The 20,013-nt window shown below is 49.2% G+C and carries 22 protein-coding genes and 1 pseudogene; 8 read left to right on the top strand and 15 right to left on the bottom strand.

Annotated features, from left to right (window positions below; all coding sequences use genetic code 11):
• From H6F88_RS00910 to H6F88_RS00895, 4 genes and pseudogenes are all read right to left on the bottom strand, one after another.
• Window positions 1–311: pseudogene (locus tag H6F88_RS00910) on the bottom strand (GAF domain-containing protein); the annotation flags it as partial.
• Window positions 312–367: 56 nt separating this feature from the next.
• Window positions 368–3,850, bottom strand: a complete 3,483-nt coding sequence (locus tag H6F88_RS00905) for a PAS domain S-box protein (protein WP_190640873.1) — start codon at window positions 3,848–3,850, stop codon at window positions 368–370.
• Window positions 3,840–4,160, bottom strand: a complete 321-nt coding sequence (locus H6F88_RS00900; protein ID WP_242050333.1) for a helix-turn-helix transcriptional regulator — start codon at window positions 4,158–4,160, stop codon at window positions 3,840–3,842. Before H6F88_RS00900 ends, H6F88_RS00905 begins: the two co-directional genes overlap by 11 nt.
• Window positions 4,161–4,353: 193 nt before the next feature.
• On the bottom strand, window positions 4,354–5,079 hold the full coding sequence (locus tag H6F88_RS00895) for a response regulator transcription factor (RefSeq protein WP_190640871.1): 726 nt from the start codon (window positions 5,077–5,079) through the stop codon (window positions 4,354–4,356).
• Between the two features lie 412 nt (window positions 5,080–5,491).
• Between H6F88_RS00895 and H6F88_RS00890 the strand changes: the two genes are divergently transcribed.
• Window positions 5,492–5,722: a sigma factor-like helix-turn-helix DNA-binding protein gene (locus H6F88_RS00890; RefSeq protein WP_190640870.1), complete on the top strand. Its 231-nt coding sequence runs from the start codon at window positions 5,492–5,494 to the stop codon at window positions 5,720–5,722.
• Between the two features lie 388 nt (window positions 5,723–6,110).
• A complete protein-coding gene (locus H6F88_RS00885) occupies window positions 6,111–6,521 on the top strand; it encodes a response regulator (RefSeq protein ID WP_190640869.1) in 411 nt (136 codons plus the stop codon).
• A 440-nt stretch (window positions 6,522–6,961) separates the two neighbouring features.
• On the opposite strand, the gene H6F88_RS00880 is transcribed toward H6F88_RS00885, so the two are convergent.
• On the bottom strand, window positions 6,962–7,189 hold the full coding sequence (locus H6F88_RS00880) for a hypothetical protein (RefSeq protein ID WP_190640868.1): 228 nt from the start codon (window positions 7,187–7,189) through the stop codon (window positions 6,962–6,964).
• Between the two features lie 218 nt (window positions 7,190–7,407).
• Here H6F88_RS00880 and H6F88_RS00875 point away from each other — a divergent pair, with 218 nt between their 5' ends.
• Window positions 7,408–7,839: a response regulator gene (locus H6F88_RS00875; protein WP_190640867.1), complete on the top strand. Its 432-nt coding sequence runs from the start codon at window positions 7,408–7,410 to the stop codon at window positions 7,837–7,839.
• A 123-nt stretch (window positions 7,840–7,962) separates the two neighbouring features.
• On the top strand, window positions 7,963–8,373 hold the full coding sequence (locus H6F88_RS00870; protein ID WP_190640866.1) for a response regulator: 411 nt from the start codon (window positions 7,963–7,965) through the stop codon (window positions 8,371–8,373).
• Window positions 8,374–8,421: 48 nt separating this feature from the next.
• Here H6F88_RS00870 and H6F88_RS00865 read toward each other — a convergent pair whose 3' ends face one another.
• On the bottom strand, window positions 8,422–8,628 hold the full coding sequence (locus H6F88_RS00865) for a hypothetical protein (protein ID WP_190640865.1): 207 nt from the start codon (window positions 8,626–8,628) through the stop codon (window positions 8,422–8,424).
• A 137-nt stretch (window positions 8,629–8,765) separates the two neighbouring features.
• Between H6F88_RS00865 and H6F88_RS00860 the strand changes: the two genes are divergently transcribed.
• The gene (locus H6F88_RS00860) at window positions 8,766–8,960 is read left to right on the top strand and encodes a hypothetical protein (protein ID WP_190640864.1); all 195 of its coding nucleotides are present in this window, start codon (window positions 8,766–8,768) and stop codon (window positions 8,958–8,960) included.
• 410 nt (window positions 8,961–9,370) lie between these two features.
• Here H6F88_RS00860 and H6F88_RS00855 read toward each other — a convergent pair whose 3' ends face one another.
• The 9 genes from H6F88_RS00855 to H6F88_RS00815 form a co-directional block, all read right to left on the bottom strand.
• Entirely contained in the window at window positions 9,371–9,604 is a 234-nt protein-coding gene (locus H6F88_RS00855; protein WP_190640863.1) for a hypothetical protein, read from the bottom strand.
• A 443-nt stretch (window positions 9,605–10,047) separates the two neighbouring features.
• Window positions 10,048–11,895 (bottom strand): hypothetical protein, encoded by a 1,848-nt coding sequence (locus tag H6F88_RS00850; RefSeq protein ID WP_190640862.1) that lies wholly within the window; start codon window positions 11,893–11,895, stop codon window positions 10,048–10,050.
• A 61-nt stretch (window positions 11,896–11,956) separates the two neighbouring features.
• Window positions 11,957–12,709 (bottom strand): hypothetical protein, encoded by a 753-nt coding sequence (locus H6F88_RS00845; RefSeq protein WP_190640861.1) that lies wholly within the window; start codon window positions 12,707–12,709, stop codon window positions 11,957–11,959.
• Window positions 12,702–12,848 (bottom strand): hypothetical protein, encoded by a 147-nt coding sequence (locus tag H6F88_RS00840; RefSeq protein ID WP_190640860.1) that lies wholly within the window; start codon window positions 12,846–12,848, stop codon window positions 12,702–12,704. Before H6F88_RS00840 ends, H6F88_RS00845 begins: the two co-directional genes overlap by 8 nt.
• A 4-nt stretch (window positions 12,849–12,852) precedes the next feature.
• Window positions 12,853–13,359: a hypothetical protein gene (locus tag H6F88_RS00835; RefSeq protein WP_190640859.1), complete on the bottom strand. Its 507-nt coding sequence runs from the start codon at window positions 13,357–13,359 to the stop codon at window positions 12,853–12,855.
• Between the two features lie 74 nt (window positions 13,360–13,433).
• Window positions 13,434–13,661: a hypothetical protein gene (locus tag H6F88_RS00830; RefSeq protein ID WP_190640858.1), complete on the bottom strand. Its 228-nt coding sequence runs from the start codon at window positions 13,659–13,661 to the stop codon at window positions 13,434–13,436.
• Window positions 13,658–13,891: a hypothetical protein gene (locus tag H6F88_RS00825; protein ID WP_190640857.1), complete on the bottom strand. Its 234-nt coding sequence runs from the start codon at window positions 13,889–13,891 to the stop codon at window positions 13,658–13,660. The genes H6F88_RS00830 and H6F88_RS00825 overlap by 4 nt, the downstream gene beginning before the upstream one ends.
• A 27-nt stretch (window positions 13,892–13,918) precedes the next feature.
• On the bottom strand, window positions 13,919–14,191 hold the full coding sequence (locus H6F88_RS00820; RefSeq protein WP_190640856.1) for a hypothetical protein: 273 nt from the start codon (window positions 14,189–14,191) through the stop codon (window positions 13,919–13,921).
• A gap of 1 nt (window position 14,192) precedes the next feature.
• Window positions 14,193–15,158, bottom strand: a complete 966-nt coding sequence (locus H6F88_RS00815; protein ID WP_190640855.1) for a hypothetical protein — start codon at window positions 15,156–15,158, stop codon at window positions 14,193–14,195.
• A 156-nt stretch (window positions 15,159–15,314) separates the two neighbouring features.
• Between H6F88_RS00815 and H6F88_RS00810 the strand changes: the two genes are divergently transcribed.
• The 3 genes from H6F88_RS00810 (at window position 15,315) to H6F88_RS00795 (ending at window position 20,000) form a co-directional block, all read left to right on the top strand.
• A complete protein-coding gene (locus H6F88_RS00810; protein WP_199333394.1) occupies window positions 15,315–15,521 on the top strand; it encodes a hypothetical protein in 207 nt (68 codons plus the stop codon).
• A gap of 10 nt (window positions 15,522–15,531) precedes the next feature.
• Entirely contained in the window at window positions 15,532–16,113 is a 582-nt protein-coding gene (locus H6F88_RS00805) for a Uma2 family endonuclease (protein WP_190640854.1), read from the top strand.
• A gap of 662 nt (window positions 16,114–16,775) precedes the next feature.
• Entirely contained in the window at window positions 16,776–20,000 is a 3,225-nt protein-coding gene (locus tag H6F88_RS00795; protein ID WP_190640852.1) for a DUF3987 domain-containing protein, read from the top strand.
• Window positions 20,001–20,013: the final 13 nt, after the last annotated feature.

The following is a 20,013-nucleotide window of genomic DNA, read 5'->3' as shown; positions in this document are numbered from 1 at the left end:
TCGAGTCGAGCATCGGGGATAATCAGCGGCTCATCAGTTAACACCGCAAAGCTGCAAAGCGTGTCGTCACGCGGCACTTCACTTGCCCCAAAACCAACGCAGGACTTAAACCACGCTCTCGATTCATCAACTAGCGAAATAAGCGCAATCGGCATGTCAAACAGCTTCGCTGCCAAGCGGGTAATGCGATCAAACGCGGCTTCAGGCGGCGTATCTAGAATCTTGTATCGCCGCAGTGCTGCCAATCGTTCCGTTTCATTGGCGGGTAAGCGAGGCAAAGGTAATGGAGATTGAGGTGATGCTTCAGTCACGGTTTATCAAGCAAGAGGGGCTAAGAGATTGCAATGGAGGCAGAACAGCATCAGCCTTATCCAGTTTCTTTTGTTAATAATGTGTGAGTCATTCTTAGTGACATGATGGTTCTAATTACTTCCTCTGGCTCAATCGGCTTAGCGAGATGTCGTTGAAATCCGGCTGAGAGCGCTTTCTGATAATCAATTTCCCCAGCGTAGGCAGTCAGAGCGATCGCTGGAGTTTGTCCTCCCATTTCAGGGGAAAGTGTTCTAATCTGCTGGAGTAACATGTAGCCGTCCATGTCGGGCATCCCAATATCGCTTAACAAAACGTCGGGTTTAAACTGAGGCAAAACAGTAAGAACCTCACCGGCTGAGGCAATGGCTATCACGCTTGCTCCGGCTTGCTCTAGCAAGAAGGCAACAAACTCTCGGGTATCAGTATCATCATCAACCACTAAAACCTTAATACCGTTTAACTCCAAGGACTGCTCAATCGGAGCGCTATCCTGGTTGGCTAGTGATTGGGATATCATGATCGGCAGCTTAACGGTAAAAGTTGCCCCTTGTCCTTCACCAGCGCTATCTGCCTGAACTGTTCCTCCATGCAATTCGACTAAGTGATGCACGATCGCAAGTCCTAACCCTAATCCCCCAAACTGGCGAGTGGTGGCGCTGTCGGCTTGACGGAAGTAGTCAAACACATACGGCAAAAAGTTAGGGGAAATGCCTTTGCCTGTGTCACGGATGACGATTTGAGCATGAGTGCCAAGGCGTTGTAGCCCAATTTCGACCCGTCCTCCTGGGGGCGTGAACTTAACTGCATTTGAGAGCAAATTCCAAACCACTTGCTGCAACCGGGACGCATCTCCCCAGACCTGTCCGGCATCTAGTGCAAAAGCTGTCCGTATCTCAATGGACTTAGTCTCTGCTGCCAACCGTACAGTTTCCATTGCAGCTTGAATCGTCGCAGTTAGATCCACTGAACCCACGTTGAGACTGAGCTTACCACTTAGAATGCGGGAGATATCAAGTAAGTCTTCAATCAGCTCAGACTGCAATTTAGCATTGCGTTCAATGACTTTCAGCGCTTCTGTTGTCTTAGCCGCATCCAGTTTTCTCGTTTGCAATAACTTGGACCAGCCCAGAATCGGATTCAGGGGGGATCGTAACTCGTGAGACAGCACTGCCAAAAATTCGTCTTTGACTCGATTGGCAGTTTCTGCTGCTTCCCGCGCTTCCCGTTCGCGCTCCAACAAGTGTTCGCGCTCCTGGCTTGCTTGCTTGCGCTCAGTAATGTTTTCAGCAAAGAGGATAATGCCACCGATGGCTCCTTCACTGTCATACCAGGGAAGAATTTCCCAATGTAACCAGTGACTTGAACCATCAGCCCGAACATAATAATCCTCTTCACAGCGCTCCGTTGCCCCGGCTAGACACCGTTGATGAACCTCCCGCCAACGGTCAGGAGTATCACTCATCACCTCATAATGAGATAACCCCCTGAGATCGCTATAGGTTGGAGCGTATTCCCGCATCCACTGGCGACTGGCAAAGAGATAGCGCATCTCTTGGTCCAGCATCACCACAGCCGTGGGAGTATGTTCAATGAAGCGTTGCAGGGTTTGATTGGCAGACTGCACGCGGGCTAATAGATGTTCTCGTTCTTGCTCTGTCTGTTTGCGCTCTGTGATGTCCTGCACGACACCTAGCATTCCTATCACCTGCTCTGAAGCTCCATACTGGGCCCGTCCCTTGGCAGCAACCCATCGTTCGCTTCCACCCGGCTGGATCACTCGGTATTCAATGTCATAGTCACTCTGCTCGACGATCGCCTGCTCAACCTGTAAGCGCGCCCGCTCTTGATCGTCTTCATGCAATAGAGTTTGAATCTGCCCCCAAGTCAGATGAGGACCGGGTGGAATGCCAAAGATAGTAGCGGCTTGATCTGAAAACGTCACAAGGTCTGTTGCCGCATCCCAACTCCAATCTCCAAGCTTTGCCGCCGTTAATGCCACGCTTAATCGCTCAGCACTGTTCCGTAGCGCTGCCTCTGTGTGCTTGCGCTCGCTAATGTTAAGCAGGGAAACCAACACCCGATCATAGGGTTCTGCTTTAGGTGGGAAGGTAATCGTCACCCACACATCGAATCGGTTTCCGTGTAGAGTTCGCAGCACCGTCTCTGTTGTAAAAAAGGGGGCTTCAGTTGCAATTGCCAAAAGTTCTCCGGCAAACGCTTCTTGAGTTTCAGGGACGAAAATTTGCTCCAGAGAACTCAACAACTCTGCCTTGTCTTGAGCCCCAAACATCTGCAGTGATGCTTGATTCACATCCCGCAGATGCACCTTGCTGGCTGCCTGTTGTACAAATTCGGGATGCTCCACAAAGTATTGATGAAAGTCCTCAACACCTGCTGCTTTAAGTTGGTCGATTGCTGCTTTGACCTGGGAGAAGTCTTCTTCCCAAATCGAAACACTCACCGTCTCAAAAATATGGCGGTAGCGCTGTTCTTGAGCGGCTAAAGCGACTTCTGCTTGCTTGCGATCTGTGATGTCGAGTGCGGTGCCGAGGAACCCGACAGGATGTCGAGCCTCGCCCTCGCCCTCGAATTGTGCTTGTCCATTAGCTGACACCCACCGTTCGGTTCCGTCGTCCCAGACAATACGATAGTCGATATCGTAGGTACCTGATGACCGAGGATTCAAGGCTGCACCAACAGCGGCTGCTACACGCTCTTGATCGTCCGGGTGAATGCGCTCAATCACCTTGGGAAGGGGAATCGTGACAGCGTCTTCTGGCTCACCCCAAATCTTGCGCATTCGCTCGTCTAGTTCAACCAAGTTTGTGTTTGGGTCATAGTGCCACGTACCCAGTTGTCCTACCTTAATCGCGAGCCGTGCCTGGGCTTCGCTTACTCTCAGTGCGGCTTCTGCCTGTCTGCGTTGGGCTTCATTGCGTTTCTGCTCGATGATCGTGGCTTCAGCGATTTGACGAGCACAACTGCTTTGGAGGGCGGCAGTAGCAAAGTCGGCAAGGCTGGTCATCAGGCGCACGTCTTCTGCGTCAAAGTGCCGCTCATGCTCATGAGACACAATCCAGAGGGTGCCTAACGGGCGATCCTCAGCTAACAAGGGAATAACTAACTCTTCAACGATTGCAGGTTGTGTTTGCTGCAAGTAGGTAAAGTATCGCTCTGGATAGAAATAAAGCTGAGGTGTTCCTTGCTCCAGGCAAACTCCACAGGGACTAAAGTTAACTGGAGTTGTCTCCCCCTGATATTGGTTCAACGCTCCGGCCAAAGCCACCCAGCGAAAGACCTCTTCTCCGCTCGCAGTCACTTCTAGCAAACTGACTCCAGCAGTTCCAGCTTGACAGAAGTCTTTCGCAAGTGTCACCAGCTCGTTAAGCAGGGTTTGTGACGATTGGGACAGGTGACGTGCCAGAGTGCGAAGCGCCTTATTCTCAGCCTCTAAAGCAGGAGTTCTGGATGTTCGCCGAAGCAATTCTTCCGTAATAAGAACGCGCTCCAACTCAACTGGGTCAGCCTCACACCTCATGGTTTTGCGTCCTTACTGGAAAGTACTGCTGGAGAAGTAATTGGCTGTATTCTTGCTTCTCACCAGATGAGGAACGGTGTATCTCTTCTAAAAGAGCTTTGATTTGTTTGAGTGCAAGTAGGGAAGGTTGAACATGACCGTTTTCCCAGCGATTAATCGTGCTGTAAGCAACGCCCAATAGGGCGGCGAATTGTTCTTGGCTCAATGCAGTGAGTTGCCGAAGTTCCCGAACGAGTTTGCCAGACGCTGGTTGTTTCAGTGCAATCCTTGCTTGGAATGGAGAACTTTGAGGTGGAATTTGCATGAGCATCGGTGCGATATAGCATCTGCTATACCTAATTTAGTAGGAATTAAATGTAGTACCTCATCTATCTTGAGATATAGCTTCACTACATGAATTGATTAGTGGTTGTGCCAGTAAAGTTGGGAAGAACCTAAAAAGCACGTTAAATGACAATTGTTCTTAGAGCTGAAGTCCTAAGTATCTACATCCATCAAACGAATTAAGTGACTAACCCACCCCGTAACGCTCGCACGGCTGCCTGAGTTCGATCATCAACACTGAGTTTATTTAGAATATTACGGACGTGGGTTTTAACTGTGCCAACAGTGATGTAGCACCGTTCCCCAATTTCGGCATTGCTACATCCTTCCACAATCAGTTGGAGGACCTCTAACTCTCGGACCGAGAGAGGAGCAACTGCCAAAACATCACTATGCTCGTTATCTGCTGTAATCTCGATCGTGTTGGGTGGAGCAGCGGTACTTGCATTTTTTGCCTGAACTTGACTGGTATGTTCTAATACAACTCGGGCGATCGCTGGGTCAATCCAATTATTGCCCTCATGGGTGCTTTGAATCGCTCGAAACAGATGGTCTGCATCTACATTCTTCATACAGTAGGAATCTGCTCCAGCGGCAAAGGCAGCGAGGATATCTGCTTCATTATCTTGCATCGTCAACATCAACACTTTCGTTTGAGCCGCATCAGCTAGCTCATCAGTCAGCGACTCCCTGAACTGGCGTACCAACTCAATTCCATCAATACCGGGGAGATTAATGTCTACGATGGCAACATCTGGTCTAGCTCTCATCAGCAATTTCAGACCTTCAGTCCCACTTGCAGCTTCTCCGATTACCTCAACCTCAATCTGCTGACTGAGCATTGTTTGGAGTCCCATTCGGGTGAGGTCATGATCTTCAATGAGAGCAACGCGAATGGGAGCCATTTGAAGTAGCCTGCTTGTAGAGTCAGTGCTGATACTACCAAATAACAGCCATCGGGCAGGAGCGACAGCTACAATCCGTGCTAAAGAGAAAGTATTTATTAAGCCCTAACCTACCGGTCAGGGCTTTGTTTTTCTATGTGCCGACCTTATAAAGTAAAGTGTGGTCGGCGGTTTTGATATGGCTGTATCATCCTGCTTCCTCTGGCTCTGAGATAGTCGGGAAGCTACCCGTTTTTATGGGTAGCTATGAGTAGAACTGGAAGAGCGATCGCCCTTCCCCACCGGGGCATCCTAACCCTAATCATTTGGTGCCTGCAGCGAATCATCTGGAATAGAGCGGTAAACAAAAACCCCAGCAGCAGCGCCAGGGCAAGGTGATTGTGTAGGCTCAGAGTTCCCTTATCAGGGGAGGTTGGTAACGGGCGATTGCCACATCATTGAGCAGCGTTGGGGCATTGGCACTACGCACGGCTGTAAGCAACCCCTCAGCAAGGTTTCAGAGACAGTCAACCCGTCTAGGGAGAGAATCAGACAGCGCGAGACGAAAGCTTTTGCCCAGCTTCGCCGCCGAACACTTGAAGACTACGGAGCCGAGGTTATCCTAGCTAACTCTGCTCGTGAAGCTCTAAGAGGGTTGAGGTAACAGCGTCCATACATTTTGGTTAGCAATGTCAGGCTTCCTGAGAAGGATAAACGTGGTCGATTGAGCAGATTAGGAATCTGAAGGGAGCCTGGAGTGAACTCCCAGCTATTGCTGTAACTTCCTACGCTAGAGAATTTAATGCTGAAGAAGCTTTGAGAGCCGGGTTTCAGCGTTTTACGTCCAAGCCAGTAAACCTTGATGAGGTAGTTGAGGAGATTCTTCGACTTGTTGGATAAGTGGCAGGTGAAAAGAACTAAGATGATGCCTGATACTGCAATGCATCTACCTTAAGACTGAATATTCTATTCTGTTAAGCAAAACAACGATAGTCAAAGTTTTCGCGAGAAAATTGAGATTTCTCCACAAAATTCGCCAGAGGTCTTGATTTATGCTCCCAGATGGCGACTTAAGTCTGCATGGTTTGAAGGTGCTACTTGTAGAGGACAATGTGGACAACCTTCAACTTTCTACTTTCCTGTTTGAAAGTTATGGTGCGGATGTAATAGCCGTTAGTTCAGCGAGTGATGCCTTTCAAGCTTTATTGGAGCGGCAACCAGACATCTTAGTTAGTGACATCGGACTGCCTGACGAAAGCGGCTACACTTTGATCCGCCGAATTAGAGCATTATCGGTTGAAGAAGGAGGGCAGACGCTAGCGATCGCATTAACGGGCAGCGTCCAAGAATCGGATCGAAAGCAAGCGCTTGCAGCAGGATTTCAGCAGCATCTGTCTAAACCCGTTGGTACGGATACGTTGCTAAAAACAGTGCTAAATGTGGTTTCCACCAAGATTGGATAACAATACGGGGTGTGGTTAAACTCAGCGGAAGCTTGAAAAAATCGAGCAGTTGAGTAGATAGATGGGACGAGCGCCTTACCGTTCGGCTCAAACAAACGATCCCCTATTGGGGGTGATGAGCGAAGCTGTCGTGAAATGCAATTAGGCTGAAACCAGTGCGGACGCGGGAATTGAGAGCAGTTTGCATGTACTAAAAATTTCTGTTGTATCTCTCATTTGCCTCTACTGGCTAACGAATTTACGTTGTTTCAAGCTTGGGATTTGGTCTAATTGCATTTGGTGACAGCTTCGCTCTCATCACGCCTACTTTAAGAGCCAAGGCATCTAGTACGACAGCGAGGGGAATCCTCACACGGATATCTGAGTTGAGGAGTAGGGCGATCGCAAGACTGTTTAAGAGGGAACACTGCTACTGAAATGATTTGAGCTTGACATAAGGTCTAATGGTCTTGCTTCCCTAGCAAAAAATCAATCATCCCTTTGCCATGATCGATTGCTCCTTTAGCGGTTCCAAACTTGCGTTTGGAAATTACAGGAGAATTGCCTTCTAAGTTGTAGCTAAGCGTCCAGATTTCTGTTTCTTGATTTTGAGTAGCTTTCAAAACGTACCCACGATAGAAAACTCGGTGTTCGGGTTCTGGCTCTCTATTGGTAATTCTATCGGTCATACGATCCCTTTATAAGTCTTGGCTGCACTCAGTCCTTAGAGTGAGCAGCAGATAGGCTCTCGTATCTAATCTAAGTACATTCCTGTACACAAGGGTTTACATCTTTAGGTGGAGCCTCTTCCAGTGGTTCACCCCCTGGAACAGATCTCTGCCATATAGGAGAAACAAAAAATTGCCTGATCAGCCTTCATGGATCAATTGTGTTTTCCACTACGGCTATGCGAAATATAAAAAATAAACCTTCCTCATCTCAAGCGCTTTTGACAGGGCTGACAGTGCTTTTAGTTGAGGATGAGCCTGATATTGCTGAGCTTTTTACGTTCATTCTCCAAGAGTACGGAGCCGAGGTTATTCTTGCTAGGTCTGCTGTCGAAGCGCTAGGAGAATTAGGACAACGACAACCAGATGTCTTGGTCAGTAACGTTAGGCTTCCTAATAAGGATGGACGCTGGTTAATCGAACAGATTAGACATCTGAAGGGAGTGTGGAGCGAACTCCCAGCCATTGCTGTCACGTCCTACACGAGAGAGGTTGATGCTGAAGGAGCATTGCAATCAGGTTTTCAGCATTTTATGTCCAAGCCCTTAGACCCAGATGAGTTGGTTCAAGAGATTCTTAGGCTTGTGGGGTGTAACCAGCGTAACCTCTAACTATGACGAGCAGTCTATCCTAAGATAGAGAACCTTTCAGTTTGTTAAGCACAACAACGAAAAGCAAAGCTTTTTGTGGGAATATCAAATTTTCCCTACAATTTCCATCGAGGTTCCCGCTCCATGTCCCCCGATGCTGATCTCAAACTAGATGGTTTGAAGGTGCTGGTCGTAGATGATGATGGTGACAATCTCCAATTTCTTGCTTTCTTATTTGAGACTTACGGTGCAGAAGTAGCAGCAGTTAGTTCAGCGAGTGACGCATTCCAAGCAGTTCAGGAGTGGCAACCAGACGTTTTAGTAAGTGATGTGAGAATGCCTGACGAAGATGGGCACATGTTAATCCGCCGAATCAGAGGATTAACGGTTGAACAAGGGGGGCAACTGCCTGCGATCGCCCTAACGGCGAATGCCAAAGAATCAGATCGGCTGCAAGCGCTTGCAGCAGGCTTCCAACAGCATCTGGCTAAGCCTGTTGATCAAGACACGTTGCTACAAACCGTGATGGAGATGGCTGCTAGCAAGATTCGATAGCAGCCATCTCTATTAGGAAACAGGAGGATTGCGTGTTTGAGTAATCGGTTATAGCTGTTCTTTAGAGGCTCGTTGTGCTGGCTCTAAATCAACAGGGTAAATTCCAACTACGAAACGACCATCATCTGCGGTACAAGCTACGGCAGTTGTAATTGGGTCAACAGCAGCAACAGTCAGTCGCCGTTTGCCGTAATCCTGGAGAACTTTTGGGTCTTCGCCTTTGTAATAAACCTGGTCTCCCTCTTGGAAGTTCATAACAGTCAGACATTAAACACCACTCTCTCAAGTTAACAACTGATTAAGTTTGCGAAATTAAGAAAATTGGTAGTTGAAGGCAACAACAAGGCTTTTTAGCCCCTCTTCAGCAATTTGCCCCCTGGAATTAGAGAGCCATGACTTTCACTAATCGATGCTTTGAGAATGTCTGGATTCAGTTCAAGAAGTGGCGATCGCTTCAGACCACGTACCAGCTAGCAGGGGAACACGTCACCTTGAGTTTAGGAACTGATGAGAGAAGGTGGCACCTCTATCAGGTGCAGATCAGTACACAGCTTTATTGCCTGCATTATGATGAGCTGCCTCTTTGAATCAATTCTCTGATGCTGGTAGTGTGACTGCGGTAGGCGTCTGTCTTTGAATATCGTTCTAGCTGATCTAAGCTAATCATTCCTTGCTCTGCTAATGCAGTTACTTCCCAAGGCAGTAGAGCTTCTAGTTTTACGCTCTCAACAAAATATTCATGAGTCTGACCTCGTTTTGCATTAAGCGCTATAACCTGCTGTTCAAGAGTTTCTAGATCATGAAAATCAGCGCTTCTGGCTACGGTATCCGTAGACCTGGTTCGGCAAGCCAATCTGAAAAAGGTATCTTTCATGGTTACGAGGGTGCAAAGACTCAAAACCGACAGCCGATGAGTAGGTAAATAACCCTTCACCTAAAGTAACACTATGTAACCAAGTTCAAACCATGTTCTCGATGAACAAAAAACTGATGTCTTCTAGTCAAGTGCAACTATCTGCTCAGCGCTGAACCAATCCTCCTCAATTGAGCAGGTCTTTCCGTCTGTAAAATAGACTCCGTATGCCCACTCTTTAGCTTCTGGATAGAAATCAAGACCTACAACGTAACCAGTTGAACCTTTAGATGTTCTAACCTTCTGCCCTATGTTAAATACAGGTTTTGAGAACTGAAAAAATTCTGTATCAACAATTTCAACAGGTATCCTGCTCACTATAGTTATCCAAAGAGTTCAATTCCAATTCAACTATAAAGAGTAGTCTATATATTGCCTTCATTGGGAAAGAAAAAATTAAAAACTTCATAGAGAACTCATTGATTCTTTAAGAAATTGCGATCGCACTAAAACCGATCTATTTAATAGAAACCCTCTGCTTTTGTAGCAGAGGGTTTTGTTTTTCTAGGGTGTAGATAAGGTGTAGATAAGGTGTAGACAGTCCACTTCTACACCTTGTATGGTGTAGGCGAGTGTAGATAAGGGGTGTAGAAGGTGTAGAAACCTTGATACGCAATGGCTTTAGCCAAAGTGTAGAAGGTGTAGACAAAAAGGTGTAGGTGTAGATAAGGGACTGTCTACACCCTGTTTTTGGCACTTCTCAGGATGCTGTCTACACCTTCTACACCTGTCTACACCTCCTCAGTTTTTTGCTAGTTGATTTAGTCGGGAAGCCATTTGAATTTTGTTGTCTGCGCTGTTTCCTCAACCTCTAGCCAGCCATCCTTTACAAGCTTAATTAGCTGTTCCTCTAACCGTTCAGGCTGCGAAACTTTGACTTTCATCTGAACAATTTGTCGCTTTGTGTAGAACTGATCGGGATGCTTTTCAAACCATGCAATAAGAATCTGTTCATCAGTTTCAGGCATAGACTTGTCGACCGGATCGACTTCGCCAACTACATCGTCAAATAGCTTCTCTAATATCTCCAAGTCAGTTCCTAATGCGTTAAAACTAAATCTATCTGCGCTGTCTTTAGGCTCACCCAATAGGGCTACAACTGCCTCTAAATGATGCACTAGCTGAGTATTAGATTGCCCCTGGCACAGTTCAGGAAAGCGATTTAGGAGCCATACGACCGGATCGGTATGCCCCCACTCATTTAGCTCGGTGAGCATCCATTCAGGGATGCTCCACTCGAACGAGTCATCTCCACGAGTCACGATGTAGCGACCAGTCGGGCTGCGATCGCCCAGCTCGTCTTCCTCATGAATTGCCTGGATGCTGACACGCTCAGACCGCCAGGCTGCGTCAATGTTCTTCAGTCCGTGCGCTCCACTGGTGTCTACCTGGCTAATGCCAATCAGCGTCCCGCAGGTCTTAGCTAGTTTCATCAAGGCAGCATTGAGCAGGGGGTTCAGTTCTAGTTCGTAGGTGCCATAGGCGGCAAACATCTCATCAAACACCCAGCCCTCGCCCTTCAGAGAACCCTTTGGAGCCGTGCTGATGCGTCGTGCTACGTCATCGAGCGCAAAGGAGTAACCTTCTGGGGAATCTTCCATCCGGGCCCAGTGTAGCGGGGCAACATCGCTATCTGTTGAGAAGTAACCGATTGCATGTCCCATGCCCATGCGAGCGATCGCCAGCAGAGTCGCAAGGGTGGTCTTCCCGCTCTGACTATTGCCCCAGAACCAGCAAAAGGGCTGATTGAGCAGTGTTCCAAGTGGGCAGCCGCTCTGTGCCATTGCCTTTAACAGTGCCTTCATCCGTTCCCTGACATCTGAGTAGATGGTGAGGTCGGGTGCGTCTGTCTGCCGGTAAGCCTGCGCGGGCGACGCGGTTTTTGGAGCAGCGCTGCCATAACGCCCCAAATGGTTGTGAACATTGATTTCTGGATTGAGGGCAAGGTTCACAGCAGGGCGATCACTTAGCTCTGTTTGAGTAGTGCTGCCTTCGACCGCTGGTAGAGCTGCGCCTGGTCGCTGTAGTTGGGCAGTTGGAGCGGAATCACTTGGCTCTGCGGACTCTGCTGCGATCGCCGCTTTCACCTCAACCCAGTCCAGGGCTTTGACATCACCTAAAGCCATTCGCCGCACCATGTAGGCATAGCCCGCAAGCCGATCTTGCGCTGGCAACCGCTTCAATAGGTCAGCGATCGCCGGTTCATCATCCACTAGAACTGCATACTCAACCCGCTGCTCATAGGGCAGGAAATCCATTACCCGCATTAGCTGCTGCTCTCTGGGGGATACTTCCTCCCCTGCCAGTCCAAAGATGCTCAGAATGTCCCCTGCCCCAATTCGACTCCCCGGCAACAGACACAGCTTGCCCGAGATTTGAAAGTCTCGCCAAACCGTACCCAAGTAGCTAAACCCAGCAATACCAGCCATCACTCCCACACCGGGCAGTGGAGCCACAAACGGCAGGGAGATGGCGATCGCCCCTAAGCTGACCAGTCTTGCCCCATCACAATTACTACACTCTTTGTCTGCGCTGCGCTGCAAAACTCCAACGCGATATCGCAGCGCGTCTAAGATCTTCCCCTGAAGTAAGTAGTCCTCAAAATTCATCGGCGTTAGTCCCTAAAAGCATTAAGTAAGAGCGGGTTTCCCCGCTCCGTTCAACAGTTAATTAATCAGCGGTCTTGGTCTTGCGAGTGCGGTTGAAGTCCTCCACCGCGTCCCAGAACATCGAGCCGGAGAGCTCAGCCGCCACCACCGACAGAATGAACCAGACCAGGCGGGAGAGGGTGACTCCAAACCAGTAGCCGAAGGGATGGTTTTGATAGCTCATGATGATGTCCACGGCATAGGTGGACAGGATCACAAAGCCTTGCTTGCGAATCTCTAACATCCCGGCTCGCTTGTATTGCTTCCATCGAACACCAACAATATCGATCGCCTTCTTGGGCTTGTCCGGTAGAACCTCACTCTCTACCTCTCTCAACCGCTGCTTCGCAATATTGATAGCAATGCCTCGGAATACCCGCGCTTGAATAGCGTTGATGACAGCACTGAACAGGAATGAGAACCAGAAGCTGATGGAAAGGGCAGCAACAACGATGTCTAAAGGATTGGCATCATCGCCGCCATAGGGCTTCAGCACAAAGCTAGGGGCACCGGGATCTAGCACCTGCCAGTACCCTTCAGCCGACACAAACACAAAGTAGATGGTGGCAATCCCGTACAAAATCGCTGCCCCCCGGCCGGTCACCCACAGGTAAATGTGAGGCAGAAGAGTAAGCACATCGTGCATAGCATCTAGAGCAACGTCTAACCCCTCCCACCCCTTGGACTCTGGCTGATCAAACTCACTCTTTCCCCTCGTGTTAGCAGGGCTAGAAGGGGTAGAACTACTTGGTTTATTCGCTGTAAATTTAGCCATCTTGCCGCTCCCTTGCCGCTTCCAGGCGATCGTTGATTAAGTCACCGACTGGGGATGATTTGACGTAGGCAATCCCAATCAGGAGAAGGATGGTAGCGAGGCACCCGGCACTAATTCGGGCGTAGAACTGGTGAGTCATGCCTTTACTCCTGCCCCATTGCCTGCTCAATCCGCTTAGCGAGCCGCTCATCAACCTTGAAAACTTGCGCCCAGGCTTCACTCACCAGTTCACACTCTGCTTGGGTGCGATCGCCTCCAGATGCCAGGATTGCGGCAACCTGAGCCGCTAACGCTTCCTCGACTCCTGCCTTTTTGAGCTGCTTTAGGAATTGCTCGTGCAGCCGGTAGGACGTTTTAACCTGGTTCAGCAGCGCCTCGGCAAAGGCGAACTGACGAAACGGCTCGAATTCCTCAAGCCCCTTCAAAATGCCAAATATCTCCATCGAGCGAGGGCTATTGTGATCCGGCTTCCAGACATCCTCCATCGTTTCGCCGGTGCTGTTGAGGTGATAGGCAAAGATGCCCGTTAAAAGGAGCAGCTTTTCATCTACGTTGAGAGCTTCCAGCCTTGCGCCGTAAAGCTCCTGAAGCGTGTCAAAAAACTCGCCTGTAGCGCCTTGATATCCGAGTAATTCTGCTTTGTGAGCCATGATGAAAGAATCTCCTATGAATTTAGTGTTTGTGGGAGTTGCCAGCCGTTGATCTGTGGTGGAGAGGCGGCTGGTTAATCGTTGATCCGTCCTTGAACCAGTTTGGTCAGCCCAAACATCAGTAGACAAATCGACCCGAGGACCATTGCCGGGAAGATGGCAAGTGCCAGCAGCTTGAACACCCAAGGCAGTGCGGCACCGATTAAAAGCGCCAGCAGCGCAGCGACAAACAGTTCAATCAGGGCTTGACTGTTGAGGTTTCGGAAGAGTAGAGCGGCAATGAGTTTGAGTTGCTGGTTCATAGCTCGATGGGTTCTGTGAACCGGAAATCGGTAGGTACAGATTCAGCAGAAGGGGCGAGCGCTGGCGAAGGGACTGCTGGCTCCATAGAGGGACGCTTCCCGCCTAAATAGTCCTGCCAGTAACAGCGAACGATCGCCTCTATTGCCGTCCTGGTACTGCCTAAACCTCTCTGCTCTGAAACCGTTTGGGCGATCGCCTCTACATCTCCTGAGAGCCGAATAGATGGCATGTGACCTCCTGTCATGTGGGGTGGATGTTAATCAAAACTCAGTTCAGCTAAAGCCTGGATAGGGTTCTCTGGCTTTTGCTCAGTACTAGTAAGTACTGGGGTAGTACTGATGGATACTGGCTGTATGGATGCGGGTTGAATTACTTTTGGGGTCGGTGGATGAGTGGTACTCCGTCTTGCCTGCATGATGAGGTCAGAAACTGCATCATCAATGGAGCAATACTCTCCGGCTTCAACCAGTACCCGGCAGTACTCCCAAGCCGTTGCCGTTAACTGTGCCGACCGGGATTTTTGAGCCATTTCACACCCCAACCAGGCTCATCTGATGCTCATAGGAGCCGCGAACAGATGCAGTCTGAGGGCGATCTGGAATGGTGAAAACCTGCGCTACCTTCGGCTGAATTGAGCTAAGCAATGCAGCACCGCCACCCGTTAGGACAATGTTTGTGATTGCCTGGGATTGGGCGGCGTAATTGGTTCTGATGTAGCCCTGAAAGGTTTTGAGGTATTCCGCGACGTACTTTGCTTTGATCGCTTGCCAGTTACTCTGATCAATCTTGCCGAGCGTGTCGCACTGGAGACAGCGAGAGATCAGCGAAATGTTAATCGTTCCACTGGCATCCGTTGCTAGTGTCCGAACCGCTGGGTCATCGGCGATCGCATTCACCAGGTTGTAGATGCCCAAGTTATCGACCGGGCGACCGTCAACAATCTCACCAGAGGCATCAATCAGGAACTCTTCAGCCGTACCAAAGCCAAGCTCAATTAGCAGGGTTGAGCCAGGGCGGAGGGATGGCTGAAGCGCGTTGTATGTGCCCATTCCTTCCAACACGGGGAGCACTTGAGTCACGACGCAGCGGATTTCAACCCCGTTGCGAATGACTTTGTATTGTCCTTCTAGAGCAGCTTTGAGGGAATCTAAAGCTCTAACATCCCAGTGAGAGGACACCACGATTAGATCTCTGCCATCGTCGGATGGACGCAGGCAGGCGGAGAACGCCTCGCGAGCGGTTTCAATCTTCGAGCGCCCATGAATCCGAACGTGCTGCCCCTGGCAAGCTAAAGCGCCATACCAGCGGGGAAGCTGCCCATCAATGACTACAATGGGGTTCTCTTCATCGTGCCGGGCATAGGCGGTCGGATTTTCCCGGTAGCCCGCCTGGATTACCAGCGTCCCCTCACTGTCGTGGCGCTTAATCCAGCTATTCGAGTTTTCAAAACTGACCAGGCGCGTATGTTTGCTCCTGGTGGCGATCCCTGTTGCCATTCTTCTCTCCTGAATTACTTTGCGTCAGCTTGCGGTCGTTCGCTTGCATTTGCCGCTTCTTGTCACAACCTAGCAAGGTTTTGTTAGGATTACAATAGGTTCTAATCAAATTTGTGAGAAACTAACAAAAATTACCCTATTTTTTACTAGGAGCGTATGATGTCCTCAGAGGTTCACAATGATCCAATGGCAAAGGTTACAGTCACTGCGTTTATAGAAGAAGAGATTAAGGAAGGGCTTAAAGACCTTGCTGACGCTGAACGTCGATCGATGTCTCAGATGATGGCTGTCTTGATCGAGAGGGCTGTCCTTGAGGCGCGAGAACAGGGGAAAATTTCAGATCCTAATAAGCAGGACAAGTGAGGCGATCGCCATGACCCAAGCGAGACTGTTGACCTATGAAGAGTATTTGCAGCGTCCCTACGACGGTAGGCGCACTGAGTTTATTGATGGGGAGATTGTGGAGTTGAATCCGCCCAGGGGACGCCATACTGACATTGCGATGTACCTGTATCGTAAGCTAGAAGGCTATTTTGAAGATCAGGAGCTTTTGCTAGTGTCAAGGGTTTATGCCGCCCAAGTGCAAATTCCTCCATCGGGAGGGAAGATTCGCGGACGTGTACCTGATGTGTTTGTCTGCACGACTAAGCAATGGGACGCACTCCAAGACCAGACCGCAGTGTTTAAGGTTGGCAATCCGCCACTGATGACGATTGAGGTTGTCAGCCCTGGCAATGCTCAAGTAGACATTGGAGCCAAGCGAGCAGAGTATGCAGATGCAGGCGTTCAAGAATATTGGATTGTGAACGCTTTGGAAGGCTATATCTCTGTTTGGACATTAAGAGGCAGATTCTATGAAGAGTTCGGCACATTCTCTGGCGATGAGACTGTGTACTCTAACGTCTTCCCAAATTTGAAGCTGTCCGTTGCTCAAATCTTTAGAGCAAGAGGCTAAACAAAAACCGCCCATCATGAGGCAAGGGCGGCACAAATTCTCGATTCTTCTGCTCCAACAGCATACGCTACGTGTGGAGGAAAGTCGCAGATCATATCGTAATCTAGCGCTATCAGTAGTACAAAACGGTAGACAAATAAGAAATTCAAGATTACGATTCGATTATTAACAAATTTTCTGATGTTTCGGGTATTGTTTATTGCGGGTGTAGCACACCCTACTAGGAGGTTCGGATGCCAGGCGTTTCAAACGTAACCAAGACCATATCGTTTCGATTGCCTCATAGCTATATCAACGATTTGAACAAATTAGCAAAGAGAAAGGGAACTGATCGTTCTGCGTTGATTAAAGAAGCGCTTGAGGCTCAGTTCGGCTCAGAGCTTGCTGAGATTATCGTCTCTGAACCTAGTTCAAAATCTCCGGCTATCCAACAGGGGTCGTGACCGTCGCCACACGCTAGTTGGCTTCTTTTTACGTGTGCTTAAAAGTTGAAAACCCCCAAGCTGCGAAGTTTGGCGACAGAACAGCTTGAGGGTTTTGATCTAGTCCCACCCATAGGGTGGAAACAGTCAAATGTTTACTTCAATATATCGTAACCCGTCCAACGGGGGCGATGTCAATGTTGGCATCGTGAATTTTGGATTAGCGCGAGGAGGTGCAGCATGGTAAGCACCTCCAGAAAGCCTAACCAGAAAAGCCAAAAAGATGGGGCTTGCCCAGTATGCAAGCGCGACCACGACACCGATTGTCGTTGGTTCGACGATCTGAAGACCGTTCTTTGCTACACGAAAGGGCAAGGCGGAACGAGCAGTGTCCCAGAGCCGCCAGACGAGGTTAACGGCTATAAATGGGTTGGCAAAAAGCTAACTAGTGACGGTCGTTGCGCTGTCTATGTCTTGGAGGAACAGCGTCCACAGCCCCGATGGGAGAAACCTCAACGTCCCGCTGGACGTACCCAGTATTTGTACCACGACGCAGACGGCAGTCCCGTGGTGAAGGTCATTCGCAAAGACGACGGCAACGGCAAGAAGAGCTTTAGTCAGTTGTACCGATTTCCAAACGGTAATTGGGAGCAGTACAGCAAGAACGACAAAGGCAAGCTAGTCAGCAATATGCCTGCTGAACTGAAGGAGCAGTTAAAGCGCCAGGTGCCGTTGTACAACCTGCCATCTGTCATGACGGCGATCACTAACCGTGAACCGGTCTTCCTGATGGAAGGAGAAGGGCTAGTAGATAGGCTGACCGCATTGGGGTTGACTGCTACGACCTTGATAGCGGGTGCTGGCAAGTTGCAGGCGTACAACCCGGATGCGCTGAACGTGCTGAAGGGCGCAACTGTTGTTTTGTGTCCTGACCGTGACCAGAAGGGCGTGTCTCACATGGAAGATGTTGAGTCAGCGCTAGAGGGAGTGGCAGCAGAGACGCGATGGCTATATGCGTACCCTGATGACAGCGATCGTCGCAATTGGGAACGGCTTCAGAAGGATGGTGGAGCGGATGTTGGGGATTGGATTGATGGACTGAAGGCGGCATGTGCGGAACAGGTAAAGGCAGCAATCGGGGCAAAGCGGGAGGTTAGGTTTAGCGACGCTATTGATAACGTAGTTGCTTTCCCAAATCGACAGTCGAAGCCTGGAATGAACCAAGCCGAACTCAACCAAGAAATCTCCAACTTGGTTGAAGCAAACCCTTCTCGATATGAGCTAGAAGCCGCAATTCAGGATATTGCAAGTAGGTCTGGGAGACAGTCTCGTGACATTCTTCGCCTGTATGAAGCAAAGCTCAAAGAGGTTGAAAGCGCTGATACTCAAGACCTTTCAGCGGCAGAACTTGATCTGCTGCTAGGCGCTGAAGCCAGCAAGCTAGATATCAAAAAGTACCTGCCGGATCGATTGTCTTCCAAGATTCTGAAGCTGAGTCAGCTCTTGGGGCTGCGCCCAGAGCTTTACCTGTTCTCATTGCTTTGCACGGTTAGTTCAATCCATCACCCTGAAACGACTGTGGTTCTGAACCACGCTATGGAATTTGAGGTTTCGCCAAACCTGTTTGCCATGATCGTTGCAGAGTCATCGCAGAAAAAGAGCCCAGTTGTTAAATCGGTTGTGACCAAACCACTGAGCGTTCTTCAGGCGAAGACGAAGCAGAGCTACGATTTCGCCTTAAAGCTATACAAAGAGGACTACAAGCGATGGGAGAAATTAAGTCAGGAGTCTCAAAGCAAGAACACTGACACCGCTGGTCGTGCCCTTCATGAGATGGAATCGAGGTTTCCAGACGGAGAACCACAAGAACCACACAGACGAGTATTTTCGTTCACCAAGGCTACAGCTGAAGGCATTGACCAGCAAGCTTCAAAGCAGACTGATCACGGAATGCTTTACGTCCGCGATGAGCTGGCAGGGCTGCTGAAATCCAGCAATCAATATCGAGGTGGCAAGGGTTCTGATGACGAAGATTTGCTTGAATACTACGACTCGACTGGACAAACGACGCTAAGGGCTGGCGGCATCGAAAGAGAAACAGAACACATCCTTTTGTCATTGTTTGGGTCAATCCAACCCAAAGTATTACTCAAGCTGATGAAAGATTGCGAAGACTCGAACGGAGCTTGGGCAAGGTTCCTACCTGTGGTGCAACCTTTGACAAGTTCAACGATGTTAGACAACTACGACGCACCTTCAGGGTTGACAGCCGAACTGGTTGACCTTTACGAAGCGATCGACGCTTTACCCAAGATCGAGTTCGTTCTGGAGAAGTCAAGGGCATTTCGCCACTTCATGCAGGTGTACAACCAGTTGGAGCAGAAACGAGTTAATGACCCACTTCCTGCAATGCGTACCGTTTGGGGAAAGACAGAAGGACGTATTGGTAAGATTGCCATCAACCTACAAGTCATCAAGAACTGGGCAGACGAAGTTGAGCCGTCTAACCCGGAGTATCGGATCATCACACTCGAAACCATTCAGGCAGCTACAGAAATCGCCCTGTTTGGAGCGAACCAGTTTGCATCGCTCTACACCCAGTTTGGTGTTGGTGGAAGTTTGGGCGTTAGCGCTAGCCTCTCTCGCTGCATCGAATTGTCTCGGAACGCTTGGAAACAAGGCAAAGACGGTTGGATAAAAGCCAAGGATGTTCAACTTAACTTTGACAAGAAAGACCGACCAGATCCTGGAGAAGTTCGCACTTGGTTTGAACAAATCGCTGCTATGAAATTGGCTCAGGGCAAAGGAGAACTGTCTGGCAGCGGTCGCAGTTTGAAATTTAGATGGATAGACAGTACGCAACTGTCACAAACAGTAGGTGAGTCACCTACTTTCTCAAAACCCTATCAAAGTCATGGGGTTCAACCTACTTGTGACAGTTCATTGGTAGGTGAGCCACCTACCAATGAAATTGCCTCAAACCAATGGTTACGGGTAAATGGTAGGTATAGTAGGTCAGTTTCTGACCTTGATTTTCAAAAAAATATTCCCACAAATTCTCTAGAAAACGCACCTACTTTACCTACCATTAGCTCTAACCCTAAATTTGTAAGCGTTTCAGCAGTAGGTGATTCACCTACTAAAGCAGTAAGTTCACCTACTTTCTCACCTATGTCGTTGCTTTCCACCGCCTGTAACCTTGATTCTGCGAGGGCTTTGAAAGCCAACAAGAAAGTAGGTGGTTCACCTACCAATGTGGTTATGGTTGAGCAAGAAGTTGAGGACTGCGAGGAGCCGATCTCCACTTCTGTAATTCGGGTCGGCTCCAAAGTTGGGAAAATCGGCAAGATGGGCTGGAACGGCTCCATTGAGTCGATCGACAGCGATGAGACAGCTTGGGTGAGATGGGCTGGAGATAAAACGGCTGTTCCAGTAGCCTTGAATCTACTGAGGTTGCTCGACTAGTTTCGTGGCGTGA

Origin of the sequence: Oculatella sp. FACHB-28 (genome assembly GCF_014696015.1) — a bacterium.
In the GTDB taxonomy this organism is placed as follows: Bacteria; Cyanobacteriota; Cyanobacteriia; order Elainellales; family Elainellaceae; genus JAAUTN01.
Note: the sequence above shows the minus strand (reverse complement) of the source record. Positions and strands in the feature narration are given on the sequence as shown.